12 protein-coding genes are annotated in these 15,671 nt (G+C 70.3%); 7 read left to right on the top strand and 5 right to left on the bottom strand.

The features are described from left to right. Positions 1–55 precede the first annotated feature (55 nt). Entirely contained in the window at positions 56–1,492 is a 1,437-nt protein-coding gene (locus FAB82_RS01300; protein ID WP_136532734.1) for a GuaB1 family IMP dehydrogenase-related protein, read from the top strand. 16 nt (positions 1,493–1,508) lie between these two features. Here FAB82_RS01300 and FAB82_RS01295 read toward each other — a convergent pair whose 3' ends face one another. Together FAB82_RS01295 and FAB82_RS01290 are read right to left on the bottom strand one after the other, a co-directional pair. Then, on the bottom strand, positions 1,509–2,153 hold the full coding sequence (locus FAB82_RS01295) for a response regulator (protein ID WP_136532733.1): 645 nt from the start codon (positions 2,151–2,153) through the stop codon (positions 1,509–1,511). Next, positions 2,150–3,019 carry a sensor histidine kinase gene (locus FAB82_RS01290; protein WP_136532732.1) on the bottom strand — a complete coding sequence of 290 codons (870 nt, stop codon included), beginning with the start codon at positions 3,017–3,019 and terminating at the stop codon, positions 2,150–2,152. Before FAB82_RS01290 ends, FAB82_RS01295 begins: the two co-directional genes overlap by 4 nt. Positions 3,020–3,116: 97 nt before the next feature. Between FAB82_RS01290 and FAB82_RS01285 the strand changes: the two genes are divergently transcribed. From FAB82_RS01285 to FAB82_RS01275, 3 genes are all read left to right on the top strand, one after another. Beyond that, positions 3,117–3,863: an ABC transporter ATP-binding protein gene (locus FAB82_RS01285; RefSeq protein WP_246039401.1), complete on the top strand. Its 747-nt coding sequence runs from the start codon at positions 3,117–3,119 to the stop codon at positions 3,861–3,863. Next, on the top strand, positions 3,860–4,615 hold the full coding sequence (locus FAB82_RS01280; protein ID WP_136532730.1) for an ABC transporter permease: 756 nt from the start codon (positions 3,860–3,862) through the stop codon (positions 4,613–4,615). Before FAB82_RS01285 ends, FAB82_RS01280 begins: the two co-directional genes overlap by 4 nt. 225 nt (positions 4,616–4,840) lie before the next feature. Next, complete coding sequence (locus tag FAB82_RS01275) at positions 4,841–5,881, top strand: L-type lectin family protein (protein ID WP_136532729.1); 1,041 nt, start codon at positions 4,841–4,843, stop codon at positions 5,879–5,881. A gap of 311 nt (positions 5,882–6,192) precedes the next feature. Here FAB82_RS01275 and FAB82_RS01270 read toward each other — a convergent pair whose 3' ends face one another. Continuing rightward, complete coding sequence (locus FAB82_RS01270; RefSeq protein ID WP_136532728.1) at positions 6,193–7,665, bottom strand: NAD(P)H-quinone dehydrogenase; 1,473 nt, start codon at positions 7,663–7,665, stop codon at positions 6,193–6,195. Between FAB82_RS01270 and FAB82_RS01265 the strand changes: the two genes are divergently transcribed. Continuing rightward, on the top strand, positions 7,641–8,087 hold the full coding sequence (locus tag FAB82_RS01265; protein WP_136532727.1) for a gamma-glutamylcyclotransferase family protein: 447 nt from the start codon (positions 7,641–7,643) through the stop codon (positions 8,085–8,087). The two genes, FAB82_RS01270 and FAB82_RS01265, sit on opposite strands and share 25 nt — an antisense overlap. Before the next feature lie 206 nt (positions 8,088–8,293). On the opposite strand, the gene FAB82_RS01260 is transcribed toward FAB82_RS01265, so the two are convergent. Further along, complete coding sequence (locus tag FAB82_RS01260; RefSeq protein ID WP_136532829.1) at positions 8,294–9,550, bottom strand: amidohydrolase; 1,257 nt, start codon at positions 9,548–9,550, stop codon at positions 8,294–8,296. Between the two features lie 583 nt (positions 9,551–10,133). Then, a complete protein-coding gene (locus tag FAB82_RS01255) occupies positions 10,134–11,720 on the bottom strand; it encodes an acyl-CoA mutase large subunit family protein (protein WP_136532726.1) in 1,587 nt (528 codons plus the stop codon). 195 nt (positions 11,721–11,915) lie between these two features. On the opposite strand from FAB82_RS01255, the gene FAB82_RS01250 reads away from it, so the two are divergent. Both FAB82_RS01250 and FAB82_RS01245 read left to right on the top strand, forming a co-directional pair. After that, a complete protein-coding gene (locus FAB82_RS01250) occupies positions 11,916–13,916 on the top strand; it encodes a serine/threonine-protein kinase (protein ID WP_136532725.1) in 2,001 nt (666 codons plus the stop codon). A 56-nt stretch (positions 13,917–13,972) separates the two neighbouring features. Continuing rightward, complete coding sequence (locus FAB82_RS01245; RefSeq protein ID WP_246039398.1) at positions 13,973–15,661, top strand: phospho-sugar mutase; 1,689 nt, start codon at positions 13,973–13,975, stop codon at positions 15,659–15,661. The last annotated feature ends 10 nt before the right edge of the window (positions 15,662–15,671 follow it).

Raw genomic sequence — 15,671 nt, 5'->3', positions numbered from 1 at the left:
AGCCGCGGGGCGCGAACCGCGCCGTACCAGACCAGTCCATCCTCAGGGGGCCACCATGCGTTTCATCGACGACCAGCCCAGGCACGACCTCACCTACGCCGACGTCTTCATGGTCCCGGGCCGTTCGGCGGTGACCTCGCGTTTGGATGTGGACCTGTCGACGGACGACGGCACCGGCAACAGCGTGCCGATCATCGCCGCCAACATGACGGCGGTCTCGGGCCGGCGCATGGCCGAGACCCTCGCCCGGCGCGGCGGCCTCGCGGTCATCCCCCAGGACATCCCGACGGGCGTCGTCGCCGACGTCATCGCGAAGGTGAAGTCCCGCCCGCTCGACTGCGACACGGCCCTGACGCTGCCGCCCACCGCGACCGTCGCCGAGGCCATCGCGCTGTTCCCCAAACGCGCGCACGGCGCGGTCATCGTGGTCGACTCCGAGAACCGGCCGCTCGGCGTGGTCACCGAGGCCGACTGCCGCGGCGTCGACCGGTTCACCCAGCTCGAACAGGTCGCCTCCGACCGGCTCATCACCCTCCCGGCCGGCATCTCCGACGAGAACGCCTTCGACATCCTCGACGAGGCCAATGTCAAACTCGCGCCCGTCCTGGACGAGCGGGGCCGCCTGCACGGCGTGCTCACCCGCGCCGGCGCGGTGCGCAACACGATCTACCGGCCGAACACCGACGCTTCGGGGCGCCTGCGCATCGCGGTCGCCATCGGGATCAACGGCGACGTCAGCGGCAAGGCCAGCGCGCTGGTCGAGGCCGGGGCGGACGTGATCGTGGTCGACACCGCGCACGGGCACCAGGAGAAGATGCTCGACGCGCTCAAGCTCGCGCGCGACGCGGCCCCGAACGTGCCGATCGCCGCCGGCAACGTGGTCACGGCCGAGGGCGCGAACGACCTCATCAACGCCGGCGCCGACATCGTCAAGGTCGGCGTGGGCCCGGGCGCGATGTGCACGACCCGCATGATGACCGGCGTGGGGCGGCCGCAGTTCTCGGCGGTGCTCGAATGCGCCGCGACGGCGCGGCGGCACGGCAAGCACGTGTGGGCCGACGGCGGGGTGCGCCACCCGCGTGACGTGGCGCTGGCGCTGGCCGCCGGAGCTTCGAACGTGATGATCGGTTCGTGGTTCGCCGGGACGCACGAGTCGCCCGGCGACATGCACTACGACGCTGAGGGCAGGCCGTTCAAGGAGTCCTTCGGGATGGCCTCGGCGCGGGCGGTCAAGGCGCGCAGCGCGACCGATTCGGCGTTCGGGCAGGCCCGGAAGGCGCTGTTCGAGGAGGGCATCTCGACGGGCCGGATGTATCTGGACCCGAAGCGGCCCGGCGTGGAGGACCTGCTCGATTCGATCGTGGCGGGCGTGCGCTCGTCGGCGACGTACGCGGGGGCGACGAGCCTCGGCGAGTTCCACGACCGGGCGGCCGTGGGCGTGCAGTCGGCGGCGGGATACACGGAGGGCACGCCGGTCCCGAGCAGCTGGTAGCGGGGCGCGGGCGAGATTATCGGCCTCGCCCGTCCCTGGCGATGAGCGCGGCCTGAACTCGGTTGGCGCACTCCAGTTTCGCGAGGATACGGCTCACGTACGTCTTCACGGTCGCCTCGCTCATGTGGACGCCGCGGGCGATCTCCGCGTTCGACTGGCCCTTGGCCAGCAGGTCCAAGACCTCCCGCTCCCGGGCCGCCAGACGCTCGAGTCGGGCCACCGCGTCGCGGCGGCGCGGCGCCGACTCCGGGGCCACCAGGCCGAGCACCATCCGCGTCACGACGGGCGACAGGTACGCCTCCCCGGCGGCGACCGCCCGGACCGCGCTCACCAGTTCCTCCGGCGCGCAGGTCTTCAGCACGAACCCGGCCGCGCCGCGCTCCACGGCCGCGAGCACGTTCTCCTGATCCCCGAACGAGGTCAGTACCAGCGCCCGCGTCCGGGACGCGAGTGCGCCGAGCCGCTCGACCACTTCCAGGCCTCCGGGTCCGGGCATGTGCAGGTCCACCAGGGCGATGTCGGGCCGGTGCCGCTCCACTTCCGCGAGCGCATCGCGTCCGTTGTGGGCGGTCGCCGCGACCCGGATCCCGGCCGCCTCCAGGACCGTCCGCACGCCTTCGACCACGAGCGGCTCATCGTCGGCGATCACCACGCTCGTCACGGCCGCGTCCCCGCGACCGTGGTCAACGGCAGCAGCACGAGCAGGAGCACCACTGTGGCGATCGCCGCCGTCCGGGCCGCCCGCGAGCGCGGCGTCCGCGTGGCGGGCAGCGGCAGCATGGCGCTCACCCGGAACCGGCCGTCTGCGACCCGGCAGTCCAGGAGCCCGCCCGCCGCGTCGATCCGCTCGCGCAGGCCCGTGAGCCCATGCCCGCCAGGCGGGTTCTCGGCGGGCGCCGATTCGGCCAGGGCATTTTCCACCGTCACCAGCAACGCGTCGGCCTCCCACGTCACCGCGGCGCGCACCGCTTCGCCCGGCGCGTGCTTGGCCGCGTTCGCGAGCCCCTCCTCCAGCACCGCATAGGCCGCCCGGGCCGCCACCTCCGGAAGCGGACCCGGCTCGCCCTCGAACCGCAGTTCGACCGGCACCCCGGACTCGATGAACGCCGCCGCGAGCGTCGTCGCCGCGGCCGCATCGAACCTCGCCTCCGCCTCGGCTCCGGTGCGCAGCACCGACACCAGGCCGTGCAGGTCCTCGACCGCGGCCCGCACGGTGTCCCCGACCTGCCGCGTCTCAAAGCGGCGCCCGGGGTCGGATTCGCGGACTTCCAGGGCCGCGACCTGGACCGCCGCGAGAGCGAGCCGCCGTCCGATCCGGTCGTGCATGTCGCGCGCCAGCCGCAGCCGCTCCCGGTGGACCGCGACCTCCTTTTCGCGTTCGGCCCGGCGGTACCGCTGCCACAGCGCGACGACCACGGCCGCGGCGAGCAGCGCCAGGATCCCGGCGGGCAGCGGCCCGGCCGGCAGGGCGGCGAGCACGGCGAATTCGGCCAAGACCACGGCGATCGCCGCGAGGAGACCTCTCATAGGGCCAGGGTACGCATCGGCGGCGTTCACTTTCGTCGCCGATTCCGGCGACCATCGGCGACTTCTGGGAGACCGCCGCTTTTCCTACGGTTGCAACGTGATCGAAGTGAGCAATCTGAGCAAGCGATATCGCGGCGGCACTGCCGTCGACGATCTGTCCTTCACCGTGGAACCGGGCCGCGTCACCGGTTTCCTCGGCCCCAACGGCGCGGGCAAGTCCACCACGATCCGGCTCATCCTGGGCCTCGACCGGCCCACGAGCGGCCACGCCACCGTGAACGGACGCCCGTACGCGTCCCTCGCCCGGCCCCTCCACGAGGTCGGCGCGCTGCTGGAGGCCGGTGACCTGCACCCGACCCGCACCGCCCGCGAGCATCTGCGTTGGCTGGCGCGCAGCAACGGCATCGGCGAGCGGCGGATCGGCGAGGTCCTGGAGGAGACTGGGATGGCCGGGGCCGCCGGGAAGCGCGCCAAGACGTTCTCGCTGGGCATGAAGCAGCGCCTCGGCGTGGCCGCGGCACTGCTCGGCGACCCGGGGGTGCTCATCCTCGACGAACCGGTCAACGGCCTCGACCCCGAAGGCGTGGTGTGGATCCGGAACCTCATGAAGCGGCTCGCCGCCGAGGGCCGCACCGTGCTCGTCTCCAGCCACCTCATGGCCGAGATGGCGCTGACGGCGCAGCACCTGGTCGTGATCGGACGGGGGCGGCTGCTCGTGGACGAGCCGATGGAGAAGTTCCTGGCGTCGCACAGCGGCGCGAGCCTGGAGGAGGCGTTCATGACGTTGACGAGCGAATCGGTCGACTATCGAAGCGGCACGAGTCGAACAGGAAATACCCGATGAGCGCGCTCGGGCAGGCGGCCTCGGCCGAATGGGTGAAGGTCCGGTCGGTGCGCTCGACCGCGGTGACGTTGACGGTGTTCGCGGTCCTGTCGCTCGGATTCGCGCGGCTGGTCGGCGGCTCCCTCGAGGATTCCTTCTACGGCGGCGACACGCTCTCGGCCACGTTCATGGGACTGCTCATCACCCAGCTGATCCTCGTCACCTTCGCGGTCGCGTCCGTCGGATCGGAGTACTCGACCGGCACCATCAGGGCGTCGCTGGCGGCGGTGCCCTCGCGGGGGCGGCTCTTCGCCGCGAAGATGACCGTGGTCGGCGCGGCCGTGGCCGTCACGGTGCTCCCGGTCGAACTGGCGGCGTTCGCGATCGTGCAGGGGCTCGCGGGCGACAAGGCGGCCGGGTGGACCGATTGGGAGACGATCGAGTCCCTGTTGGGCGGCTGGATCAGCCTGACGCTGATGTGCGTGTTCGCGGCCGCGATCACGGTCCTGACCCGCAGTACGGTGTGGACGCTCGCGATCCTGCTGCCGATCCTGTTCCTCTCTGGGCAGGGCCTGGGGAACCTCGACGCCATCAGGCCGGTGATCCAGTACTTCCCCGATCAGGTGGGCATGGTGATCATGCACATGACGATCCCGGGCGACCCGACGTTCGGGCGCGACTACGGGGCCTGGACGGGCATCGGGATCCTGGTGTTGTGGACGGCGGCGGCGCTCGGCGCGGGCTGGCTCGCGATGCGGCGGCGAGACGCCTAGGGGTGTTCACGAACCCCCTAGGGGTGCTTGGGGGTCCCGATCGGGACACCGGCTCGGCGCGGACTCCATGGCCGGGCCGGCGTCCTAATGGACCAATCGACCGGACTTGCGCACGGTTCTCATATAACTTCACTCTGTAGTCGATATCACGTTCCGATGTCGACGGTCGCCATGGCACCGACCTGCCCGGTCGGCGCCTCAGGTCCTGCGAGAGAGGGAATTTCTGTGAAACGTTCAGCCATGTTCGGGGCCGGTTCGGTCATGCTCGCCGCCGCGCTGGCGGCGCTGCCCGCGTCGGCCGGGGCCCAGACCACCGTCGAGAAGAAGGAATTGCTTATCGAGGCCAGTTTCAACGACGGCCGCGTCGACGATGACAACTTCATCGCGCTGGGCCAGACCTGCTTGAGCGGGGCCACCGACGATTCGGCCGACGGCTCGGCCGTCGCCGCCTGCGCCCCGGATGACGAAACGGGGCCGGTCCCGGAGGCCGGCAAGCAGCCCGGCTATCTCCAGCTCACCGACGCCTCCACCTACTCCGGCGGTGGCATCCTCTACAACAAGGCGCTGGAGAACCAGGGCGGCTTCGAGGTCACATTCTCCCAGTACCAGTACGGAGGCACGGGCGCGGACGGCATCTCGTTCTTCATCGCCGACGGGGAGACCGACCTGACCGAGGTCGGGGCGTACGGCGGGAGCCTGGGCTACGCCCAGCGCCTGAAATTCGAGGGAGACGAGCTCGGCGACCAGGACGGCGTCGACGGCGGCTACCTCGGCCTGGGCCTGGACGCCTGGGGCAATTTCTCGGCCGACACCGAAGGACGCGGCAACGGCTGCACCGGTGACGAACAGGCACCCGAGCATCTCCACACCGATTTCAACCGCGCGCCGGACAACGTGGCGCTGCGCGGTCCCGGCCAGGGCACCGAAGGCTACTGCCTGCTGGCCACCAGCGCGACCGACGAGGTCATCGGCACCGTCGACAATGGCGACCTGTACGGCTCGACGTTCTCCGAGCGGATCAACGCCGACTCGCTGGACTCCGCGAAGCGAGTGGTCAAGCTCAAGGTCACCGGCGACGAGCACCCGACGGTGAGCGTCGACATGAAGTTCCTCGGCGGCGAGGAGGCGAGCGGCTGGAAGCGGGTCCTGGAGACCACTATGCCGACTGCCGCGCCCGACACCTTCAAGCTCGGTTTCGCCTCCTCCACCGGAGGCGCCACGGACGTCCACCTGATCCGGCACCTGCGCGTCGAGACCTTCGGGTAGCGAACGGCCGCAATGAGGACGCGCCAAAGCAGGTAGCCATGGGGGACCCCTTGATAGAAAAATAGCTCGATGAACCTGAAGGGGACCTGAATCGATGCGGTTCAGGTCCCCTTCAGGTTTCGCGTGTCAGCATCGAGCCAGTACTCAATGAACTGAAGGGAGGTACTCCATGCACCGGTGGCCACAACTCAATACGCAGGCGGACCGCCGGTTGTCTCCGACGGCGTGAGCGGTGGTGCCGGCTAAGGCCGGCGGGCCGCGCGCTTCCCGGCGGCAGCGCCCGAGGGATCAGGTGGACCGGGTGGACCGGGCTAATACTCCATTAGCTGGCGGGCGGCCTCGGCTACCGAGCCCGACAGGGACGGGTAGATCGTGAGCGTTCGGGCCACCTGCTCGACGGTGAGGCGCTGCTCCACCGCCAGCGCGAGCGGAGTGATGAGCTCGGAGGCACGCGACCCGACGATGACACCGCCGGCGACGATGCCGGAGGCGTTCCACGCGAAGAGCTTCACGAAGCCCTCGGTGCGGTCGACCATCTTGGCGCGCGGGTTGGACGCGAACGGCAGCAGCACGGCACGGCAGTCGGCCTTGCCCGAGTCGATTTCGGACTGCGACACGCCGACGGAGGCGAGTTCGGGGTCGGTGAACACGTTGGCGGCGACGTTGGCGAGCTTGAGCGGGCGGACGGCCTCGCCGAGGGCGTGCCAGATCGCGATGCGCCCCTGCATGGCCGCGACGGAGGCGAGCGCGTGGACGCCGGTGACGTCGCCGGCGGCGTAGACGCCGGGCACGTTGGTGCGTGAGACCTTGTCGACGGGGATGAAGCCGCGGTCGTCGACCTTGATGCCGTAGGCGTGCAGGCCCAGGTCGTCGGAGTTGGGGATGGAGCCGACGCAGATGAGGGCGTGGCTGCCGTCGATGACGGTGCCGTCTTCGAGTTCGACCTCGACGCCCTCGTCGGTGCGGCGGGCGGCGGCGGCGCGGGAGTGGTTGCGGATGTCCATGCCGCGCTGGGCGAAGACCTTTCCGACGGTCTCGGCGGCCTCGGCGTCCTCGTGGGGCATGACGCGGTCGCGGGAGGAGATGAGGGTGACGGCGGAGCCCATCGCCAGGTAGGCGGAGGCGAACTCGGCGCCGGTGACGCCGGAGCCGACGACGATCAGGCGCTCGGGCAGTTCCTTGAGGTCGTAGAGCTGGCGCCAGGTGAAGATGCGCTCGCCGTCGACGGGGGCGGAGGGGAGGGTGCGGGGGGTGGCTCCGGTGGCGATGAGGACGATGTCGCAGTCGGTGTCGTACGGTTCGCCGTCGATCGGCATGACGCGCAGCTCGTGCACGTAGTTGGCGCGGTCGTCCACGCGGAGGGCGCCACGCCCGTAGACGATCTTGACGCCGGCGGCGGTGAGTTTGTGGGCGATGTCGGCGGACTGCTGGGTGGCGAGGCGACGCACCCGGCTGTTGACGGCGGTGGCGTCGATGGTGGTGTCCACTGCGCCGATGCCCATCGAGGTGCTCTCGTGGATCTCGGTGAGCACGTTGGAGGCGGCGATGAAGGTCTTGGAGGGGACGCAGTCGGAGAGAACGCAGGAGCCGCCCGCCCCGGTGAACTCGATGAGGGTGACTTCGGCGCCGAGTTGGGAGGCCACTAGCGCGGCTTCGTATCCGGCCGGGCCACCGCCGATGATCGCTACACGTGTCACTGGCGCGCCTTTCGGTGTTCGGGATGCTTCAGTGCGGGCAGGTTTAAGGGTATCTTCGAGTCGTGCATCTCTATGCCGCGTATGGATCGAATCTAGACCCAGCTCGCATGCGGGCGACTTGCCCGCGCTCGCCGCTGGTGGGGACGGGCTGGCTTGAGGGCTGGCGTCTGACGTTCGCAGGGGCGGACCTGGGCTGGGAGTCGGTGGTGGCGACGGTTGTCGAATCGCCCGGCGAACGGGTCTTCGTGTCGCTCTACGACTTGGACCCGGCCGACAAGGCCGTGCTCGATGAGCTGGAGGGCCTCAACTCGGGCCTCTACCGGAAGATGCACTCCCAGGCGGTGACGCTGGAGGCGAACCGGCCGGTGTGGCTGTACGTCTTCGAGGGCTTCGAGGGCGGACTTCCGAGCCAGTGGTATCTCGACGAGATCCTCAGAGCCGCGGAAGCAGCCGGCGCCCCGCAGGATTACGTGGAAACGCTGAGAAAGCGCCCCATCGCCGAAGAGTGACGGGCCCGGGGCGGCCCATCGCGAATGACGAGCCCCGTCGGACCCGACGCGTAGCCTCGAAACCGGGGGCGCTCCGGAAGTCCGATTTGCCGGGACTCGCCATTCACGTTCATGCGCGAAGGCAGGGAGGCGCGTCGCGCCTCCCCGCCTTCCGATGTAGTTACGGCCCTGAGGATCCCGGGCCGAACGCGGTTCGCTGCCGGGCTTTAGAAACCCGGGCCCGATGCCGCCGCCAGGGCCGTGTGGGTCATGACCCTCACTCCGTGGGCGAGGGCGGCCTCGTCGATGTCGAAGCTGCCCTGGTGGATGTCGAGGCGCTCGCCCGGGCGGCCGACGCCGAGACGGGCCATCGCTCCGGGGACCTGCTCCAGGTAGTACGCGAAGTCCTCGCCGCCCATCGACATCGGGGCCTCCGCGACGGCCTGCTCCCCCAGCGCGGCGGCGGTCGCGCCGGCGAAGGCCGCCGAGGCGAGGCGGTCATTGACGACCGGCGGGACGCCGCGCTGGTAGCTGATCTCGCATTCGACGCCGGAGGCCTTGGCTACCGCCCGCGTCACCTCCTGCACCAGGTCGGGGATCATCGCCCAGGTCTCGCGGCCGTGCACGCGCACCGTGGCGCGCGCCAGAGCCTGCTGCGGGATCGCGTTGGCGGCCTCGCCGGCTTGGACCGCGCCGAAGACGATCGCGACCGACTGCCGCGGGTCGAGGCGGCGGTTGACCAGGGCCGGGACGTCCACGATCACTCGGCCGATGGCGTTGACCAGGTCGGTCGTCAGGTGCGGGCGCGAGGTGTGGCCGCCGCGCCCGGACATGCGGACCTCCATGACGTCGCACGCGGCGGTCAGCGGGCCGTTGCGCACGCCGATCTGACCGGCGAGGAACTGCGGGTCGCAGTGGAAGGCATAGATCGCGGCCACGTCGGTGAGCGCGCCGTACTTGATCATCGTCGGCGCGCCGGAGGGGAACTGCTCCTCCGAAGGCTGGAAGATCAGCCGGAAGCGGCCGGGCAGTTCGCCGCGCCGGGACAGCTCGGCCAGGACGCGCCCGACCCCGAGGACGATCGCGGTGTGCGCGTCGTGCCCGCAGGCGTGGCACACTCCATCCACGGTGGACCGATACGGCACCTGCTTGGGGTCATGGATCGGCAGGGCGTCCATGTCGGCGCGGATCGCCACGACGTGGTCGCCGTCGCCGATGTCGCAGGTCAATCCGGTGCCATCGGGGATGAGCTGCGGTTTGAGTCCGGCCTCGCGCAAGCGGGCGGCCACGAACTCGGCCGTGTCATGCTCCTGACGGGACAAACGCGGATTGGCGTGGATGTGACGGCGGGCGGCCACGATCTCGTGCTCATGGGCGTCTAGCCAGGCATCAAGGAATTCGGGCAGCGATGTCGACATGGCGGGCGGCTCCGTTGCGGTGGGACCGGGCGAAGTTCCGAAAGAGGACAGCAAAGCGGGCGCCATAAGGCCGGGCGCGGACGCCAGGGCCTCAGTTGACCCCGACTCGGGCCGACATGCCTCATTGGACTTTGTGGCGGTTCCCATTTCGACGACATTCTCCGCAGTGAGCGTGTACATTCCTTCGCGCCTCTCAATTCGCGTTCGTGAATCAGAGCCAAAAGGAGGGCGATCCGGCAAGCTTAAACCCGATCGCTCTCCGTCGCGGCGGGCGGCGGGTTGAGCGACATTGATGCGCCGCCAACGGTCTCGGAGGCGGTATGCCCTCTGAGTCGTGGCCGAAACCCTGCCTTGCATTCGTCCACGAACCGTGTGTTGGCCTGCCACGCAGCGTGATTGGTGCTGCGCGCCTTCGCGCGACGGGTCTGGACCTGTCGGTCCCATGACACCGTCATGTGGTTAACGTCTGCCCCACCGGAGGAGTTACGGGCTCTGAGTCACTTTTCAAACATAAGACGGACGCGCTTGGAGTTCGTGACGCGTCCGCGCCCCATCTTTCATCGGGAACCGCTATCCGGCGACAGACAGATTGTGCGTTTTTCCTTTCGCGAAATGATTCGGCGCGCTTCCGCTATCGGTGACAAAGGGACTACCAACTGTCGGGGGGAACGTACCGGCCCCATTCGGCCGCGAGCGTCGCGCATACCTCACCGACAGTCGCGCCCTCGGCCAGCGCCGCCTTCAGCGGGTACAGCAGGTTCGCAGTCCCGGTGGCCGCCTCGCGCAATGCGGTAAGGGCCGCCTCGACTGTCGCGCCGTCGCGGGCCGAGCGCCGCTCGCGGAGTCGTTCCACTTGTGCCGCTTCGATAGTGGGGTCGACCTTGAGCGGCTTGTAGGGCACGTCGCCGCCGTTGCCGGTGTAGGCGTTGACGCCGACGACGATCTGCTCGCCGGAGTCGATGCGCTTGGCGGTCTCGTAGGCGCTGCGCTCGATCTCGCCCTTCTGGAAGCCGGCCTCGATCGCGGCGGTGACCGAGCCGTGCGCGAATACGGCGTCGATGAGCTCGGAGGCCTCGGCCTCGACCGCGTCGGTCAGGGCCTCGACGGCGTAGGAGCCGGCGAAGGGGTCGACGGTCTCGCACAGGTCGGTCTCGGCGGCGATGACCTGCTGGGTGCGCAGGGCCAGCCTCGCGGAGGTGTCGGTGGGCAGCGCGATGGCCTCGTCGTAGGCGTTGGTGTGCAAGGACTGCGTGCCGCCCATGACGGCGGCGAGGGCCTGCACGGTCACGCGCGCCAGGTTCACTTCGGGTTGCTGGGCGGTCAGTTCGACCCCGGCGGTCTGGGTGTGGAAGCGGAGCTTGAGCGAGCGGGGGTCCTTGGCGCCGAAGCGGTCTCGCATGATGTGGGCCCAGAGCCGGCGGGCGGCGCGGAACTTGGCGACCTCGGTCAGGACCGTCGAGCGCGCGACGAAGAAGAAGGAGAGGCGCGGCGCGAAGGCGTCGATGTCGAGGCCGGCGTCGAGGGCGCACTGGACGTATTCGATGCCGTCGGCGAGGGTGAACGCCAGCTCCTGCGCGGCGGTGGCCCCGGCCTCTGCCATGTGGTAGCCGGAGATGGAGATCGTGTTCCATTGCGGCAGTTCCTTGGCGCAGTATGCGAAGGTGTCGGACACCAGGCGCAGGCTCGGCGCGGGCGGGAAGATGTAGGTGCCGCGGGCGATGTACTCCTTGAGGATGTCGTTCTGGATCGTGCCGCGCAGTGCCGCGGGGCTGACGCCCTGCTCTTCGGCGACGAGCTGGTAGAGCAGCAGCAGGACCGCGGCGGGGGCGTTGATCGTCATCGAGGTGGAGACCTCGTCGAGGGGGAGCCCGGCGAACAGGGCCCGCATGTCGTCGATCGAGTCGATGGCGACGCCGACCTTGCCGACTTCTCCGGAGGCCTCGGGGGCGTCGGAGTCGTATCCCATCTGCGTGGGCAGGTCGAAGGCGACGCTCAATCCGGTGGAGCCGCCCGCGAGCAGGTCGCGGTAGCGCCGGTTGGACTCGGTGGCGGTGGCGAAGCCGGCGTACTGGCGCATCGTCCAGGGCCGGGAGGTGTACATGGTGGGGTAGACGCCGCGCGTGTAGGGGAAGGACCCGGGTTGGCCGAGCCGCTCCTCCAGTTCTGGTGCGGTGTCTGCGGGGCCGTAGACGGGTCGGATTTCAATCCCGCCGCGGCCTTGCGATGACGACTCCATGTCCACGATCCTAGTGCTCGATGGCGTCGAGGGGTTCGGTGTGACGCTCGATCCCCTGCGGGCCCGGGTCCCGGCGCGCACGGGGGCGGGGGGCGGCACGGGTTCGACACTTTCGTGCCAGAAGTGGTGACCTGGCGTGCGGTGCGTGGTGACGACACGGCAAACTAGTGAGGATGCCTCGCGAGGAGTGGCCGAATGACGTACTCATCAGGTTACGGTCGCGGCGGTCCCGATTCCTATGAGGACCCCCGCTCCGGTTCCGTGCCGTCTCAACGGCGACCGCACGATGCCCCTGGGGCCCATGGGGTCTCGGGCAACTACGGGTCTTCATCCTACGGGACGCAGAACCCCGCCGCCCAGGATCCCCACCCCGGCTTCGGCGCCCGCTTCCCCGATTCGTCCTCCTACAACCGCGCATCGTACGGCGGCGACTCCTACGGGGACTCCAGCTATCGCCACTCCGCGTCGTACGGCAACTACGGCGGGCTCGGCGAGAGCTTCGCGGTCGGCCCCGACAATGGGCAGCAGAGCCAGGCCTCCTTCGGCTACAACACCCCCGGCACCGGCCACTACGCCAGGCCCGGCGACATGATCGCCGAGCGCTACCAGCTCATCGACCTGGTCGGCAAGGGCGGCAACGGTTCCGTGTGGCGGGCGAACGACCTGGTGCTGCACCGCGAGGTCGCCCTCAAGGAAGTGTTCCTCCCCTCCGAGATCGACCCGGCCGAACGCACCCAGCTCATCGAGCGCTCCCGCCGCGAGGCCCAGATCGCGGCCGGGCTCTCGCACCCGTCCGTCATCCGGGTCTTCGACGTGGTCGAGCACTCCGGGCTGCCATGGATCGTCATGGAGCTGCTCCAGGCCCGCAGCCTGGCCGAGATCCTCACCAACGACGGCCCGCTCCCCCCGCGCGTCGCCGCCAAGATCGGGCTGGCCCTGGTCGGGGCGCTCCAGGCCGCCCACGAGGCGGGCATCGTCCACCGCGACATCAAGCCCGGCAACGTCCTCATCTCCACCGACGGGCGCTGCGTCCTGTCCGACTTCGGTGCGGCCCAGATGAATCAGGCTTCCGGCGGCACTACTCCCGGCAAGGTCCTGGGCTCGGCCCACTACATCGCACCCGAGCGCGCCGTCGGCCACCCGGCCGAACCGGCCTCGGACGTCTTCAGCCTCGGCGTCACCCTGTACGCCGCCGTCGAGGGGCGCCCCCCGTTCGACCGCGGCGACGCCGTCTCGACCATGCGCGCGGTCGTCACCGAACCGCCGGAGAACCCCCGCCAAGCCGGCGCCCTCACCCCGCTGCTCGGCGGCATGCTCGCCAAGGAGCCCGAGGAGCGCTACACGCTCGCGGCCGTCCGCCAGGAGCTGGCCGGGCTGCTCGGCACCGAACTGGCCGGCGCCACCGGCCCCATGCCCACCGGCGGCGTCGCCCCCAACGTCACCGACTCGGGCATCCGCGGGCCCTCCGCCGGATACCGCGAGGTCACGCCCCCGCCGACCGAGCCGGGCCGGGCCGGGGCCGACGGCGGCGAACCGAAAGGCGGCCGCGTCAAGCTGCTCGCGATCGGGGCGGTGTGCCTGCTGCTCGTGCTCGCGCTCGGTTACGCGCTCTACCAGTGGCAGTTCGCCGGCGACGACGGCGGCGACGCGGGCGGCGACGACCCCGTCGCGTCCGAAGCCCCCACCGACGGCGGTGAATCCTCCGGCGACGGCGACGGCGACGGCGACGATTCCGGCGGCACGACCGAGCCGAGCTTCGAGACCGCGACGCACGAGGGCGACGGCTTCAGCGTCAACTATCCGTCCACTTGGTCCGAAGGCTTCGCCGGCGACGACTTCGTGACCTACTACGACCCCGAGGACGACACCCAGTGGGTGCGGTTCTACTCCGGGTCCGACCGCGGCGCCTCCGATCCCGGCGGCTACCTCCAGTCCGTCTACGACGAGCTCGGCGCCGAGATGGAGGACCTCAACCAGGAGCACCTAGGGGAGACCGAGTTCGGCGGGTTCTCCGGCTCGGTCATGGAGTACACCGGCACCAACCTCGAAGACGGCGCCGAACGCCACTCGATCTGGGCCATCGTGGACGCCGGCGACGGGAACGCGTACGGCATCTTCGCCTCGGGCAATGCCGAGACATGGGATCTATCACAAGAGGTGTATGACGAGGCTGTGCGGTCCTTCCAGGCAGGTTGAGGCCACACCGCGTCCGATACCGGGCCGCTTCGGCCCGGATGTGCGAGGATTTCAGCATGGAGTCCCTGCACAACAACGCCATGCATGACGGCGAGACCGCCGACCTCGACGCCCTCCGGGCCGAGGTGCTCACCTGGATCACCGACGACCCGGACAAGGCCGCCCGCGACGAGCTGTACCGACTGCTCGACGCCCTCCCCTGCTCCGCCGAGGAACTGGCCGACCGCTTCAACTCCCGCCTCAAGTTCGGCACCGCCGGACTGCGCGGCCCGCTCCGCGCCGGCCCCAACGGCATGAACCTCGCCGTGGTCCGCGCCGCCGCCGCCGGCCTGGCGAACTGGCTCGATGCCAAGGGCGCCACCGGTCCCGTCGTCATCGGCTACGACGCGCGGCACGGCAGCCGCGACTTCGCGACCGAGACCGCCCGCGTCGTCACCGGCTCCGGTCGCCGGGCCCTGGTCATGCCCGGGCCGCTGCCGACCCCCATCACCGCCTACGCGGTGACCAAGCTCGAGGGCACGGCGGCGGTGCAGGTGACCGCCAGCCACAATCCGCCGCAGGACAACGGCTACAAGGTCTACCTCGGCCGCGAACTGGGCGGCGAGCTCGGCGCGGGCGCGCAGATCGTGCCGCCCGCCGACACCGAGATCGAGCAGGCCATCGAGGACCTCGGGCCGCTCTCCCAGGTCCCGCTCGGCGACGACGGCGAGATCCTCGACGAGTCGATCGTGGACGACTACCTGGCCGCGATCAGCTCCATCGTCGACCCCGACGACCCGAAGAAACTCGCCTCCGTCGCCACGCCCATGCACGGCGTCGGCGGCGAGACCCTGGTCAAGGCCATGCGCAAGGCCGGCTTCGGCACCGTCGTCCTCGTCCCCGAACAGGCCGAGCCCGACGCCGACTTCCCGACCGTGGCCTTCCCCAACCCCGAAGAGCCCGGCGCGATCGACCTCCTCAAGGCCCTCGCGGTCGAAGAGGGCGCGGACGTGGCGCTGGCCCTGGACCCGGACGCCGACCGCTGCTCCGTCGCCGTCCCCCAGGGCGACGGCGCCTGGCGCCAGCTCACCGGCAACGAGGTCGGCGTGCTGCTGGCCGACCACTGGATGCGCAAGGGCCACACCGGGACCTACGCGACCACGATCGTCTCCACGACGCAGCTCAAGGCCATGTGCGAGCGGCGCGGCCTGAAGTACGAGGAGACCCTCACCGGCTTCAAATGGCTGGCCCGGGCCGGCGCCGACCTGGCGTTCGGCTTCGAGGAGGCCCTCGGCTACTGCGTCGCCCCGGAGTTCCTGCGCGACAAGGACGGCATCTCGGCCTCGCTGGTCGTCGCCGAGATCGCGGCGGGCCAGGCGGCGCGGATGGCGACCCTCCAGGACCGCCTCGACGAGCTCGCCGAGGAATTCGGCGTATACGAGACCGGCCAGCTCTCGGTCCGTGTCGAGGACCTGAGCGAGATCGCCGCGTGCATGAAGCGCCTGCGGTCCCACCGCCCGAGCACGCTGCTGGACGAGCCGGTCACCGGCTACCTCGACCGGCTCCCCGAGAACGACGTGGTCACCATCGAGACGGCGAACGCGCGGGTGGTGGCCCGTCCGAGCGGCACCGAGCCGAAGCTCAAGGCCTACCTCGAAGTCCGCGAGGAGGCCGGCAGCGACCTGGGGGAGGCTCGTGAGCGGGCCCGCGCGACCCTGGCGGCCCTGCGGGCCGAGGTCGCGGGCCTCCTGGGAGTGCCGCACTAGACGATCAAGA

The sequence above is a fragment of the Glycomyces buryatensis genome, assembly GCF_004912275.1.
GTDB classification, from domain to species: domain Bacteria; phylum Actinomycetota; class Actinomycetes; order Mycobacteriales; family Micromonosporaceae; genus Glycomyces; species Glycomyces buryatensis.
This window is presented reverse-complemented; position numbering and strand designations above follow the sequence as displayed.

Excerpts from the sequence above, each read along its gene's own strand:
- FAB82_RS01260 (WP_136532829.1), bottom strand. The coding sequence starts at position 9,550 with ATGGCGCCCGCTTTGCTGTCCTCTTTCGGAACTTCGCCCGGTCCCACC.
- FAB82_RS01280 (WP_136532730.1), top strand. The coding sequence starts at position 3,860 with ATGAGCGCGCTCGGGCAGGCGGCCTCGGCCGAATGGGTGAAGGTCCGG.
- FAB82_RS01245 (WP_246039398.1), top strand. The coding sequence starts at position 13,973 with ATGGAGTCCCTGCACAACAACGCCATGCATGACGGCGAGACCGCCGAC.
- FAB82_RS01250 (WP_136532725.1), top strand. The coding sequence starts at position 11,916 with ATGACGTACTCATCAGGTTACGGTCGCGGCGGTCCCGATTCCTATGAG.
- FAB82_RS01290 (WP_136532732.1), bottom strand. The coding sequence starts at position 3,019 with ATGAGAGGTCTCCTCGCGGCGATCGCCGTGGTCTTGGCCGAATTCGCC.
- FAB82_RS01255 (WP_136532726.1), bottom strand. The coding sequence starts at position 11,720 with ATGGAGTCGTCATCGCAAGGCCGCGGCGGGATTGAAATCCGACCCGTC.
- FAB82_RS01300 (WP_136532734.1), top strand. The coding sequence starts at position 56 with ATGCGTTTCATCGACGACCAGCCCAGGCACGACCTCACCTACGCCGAC.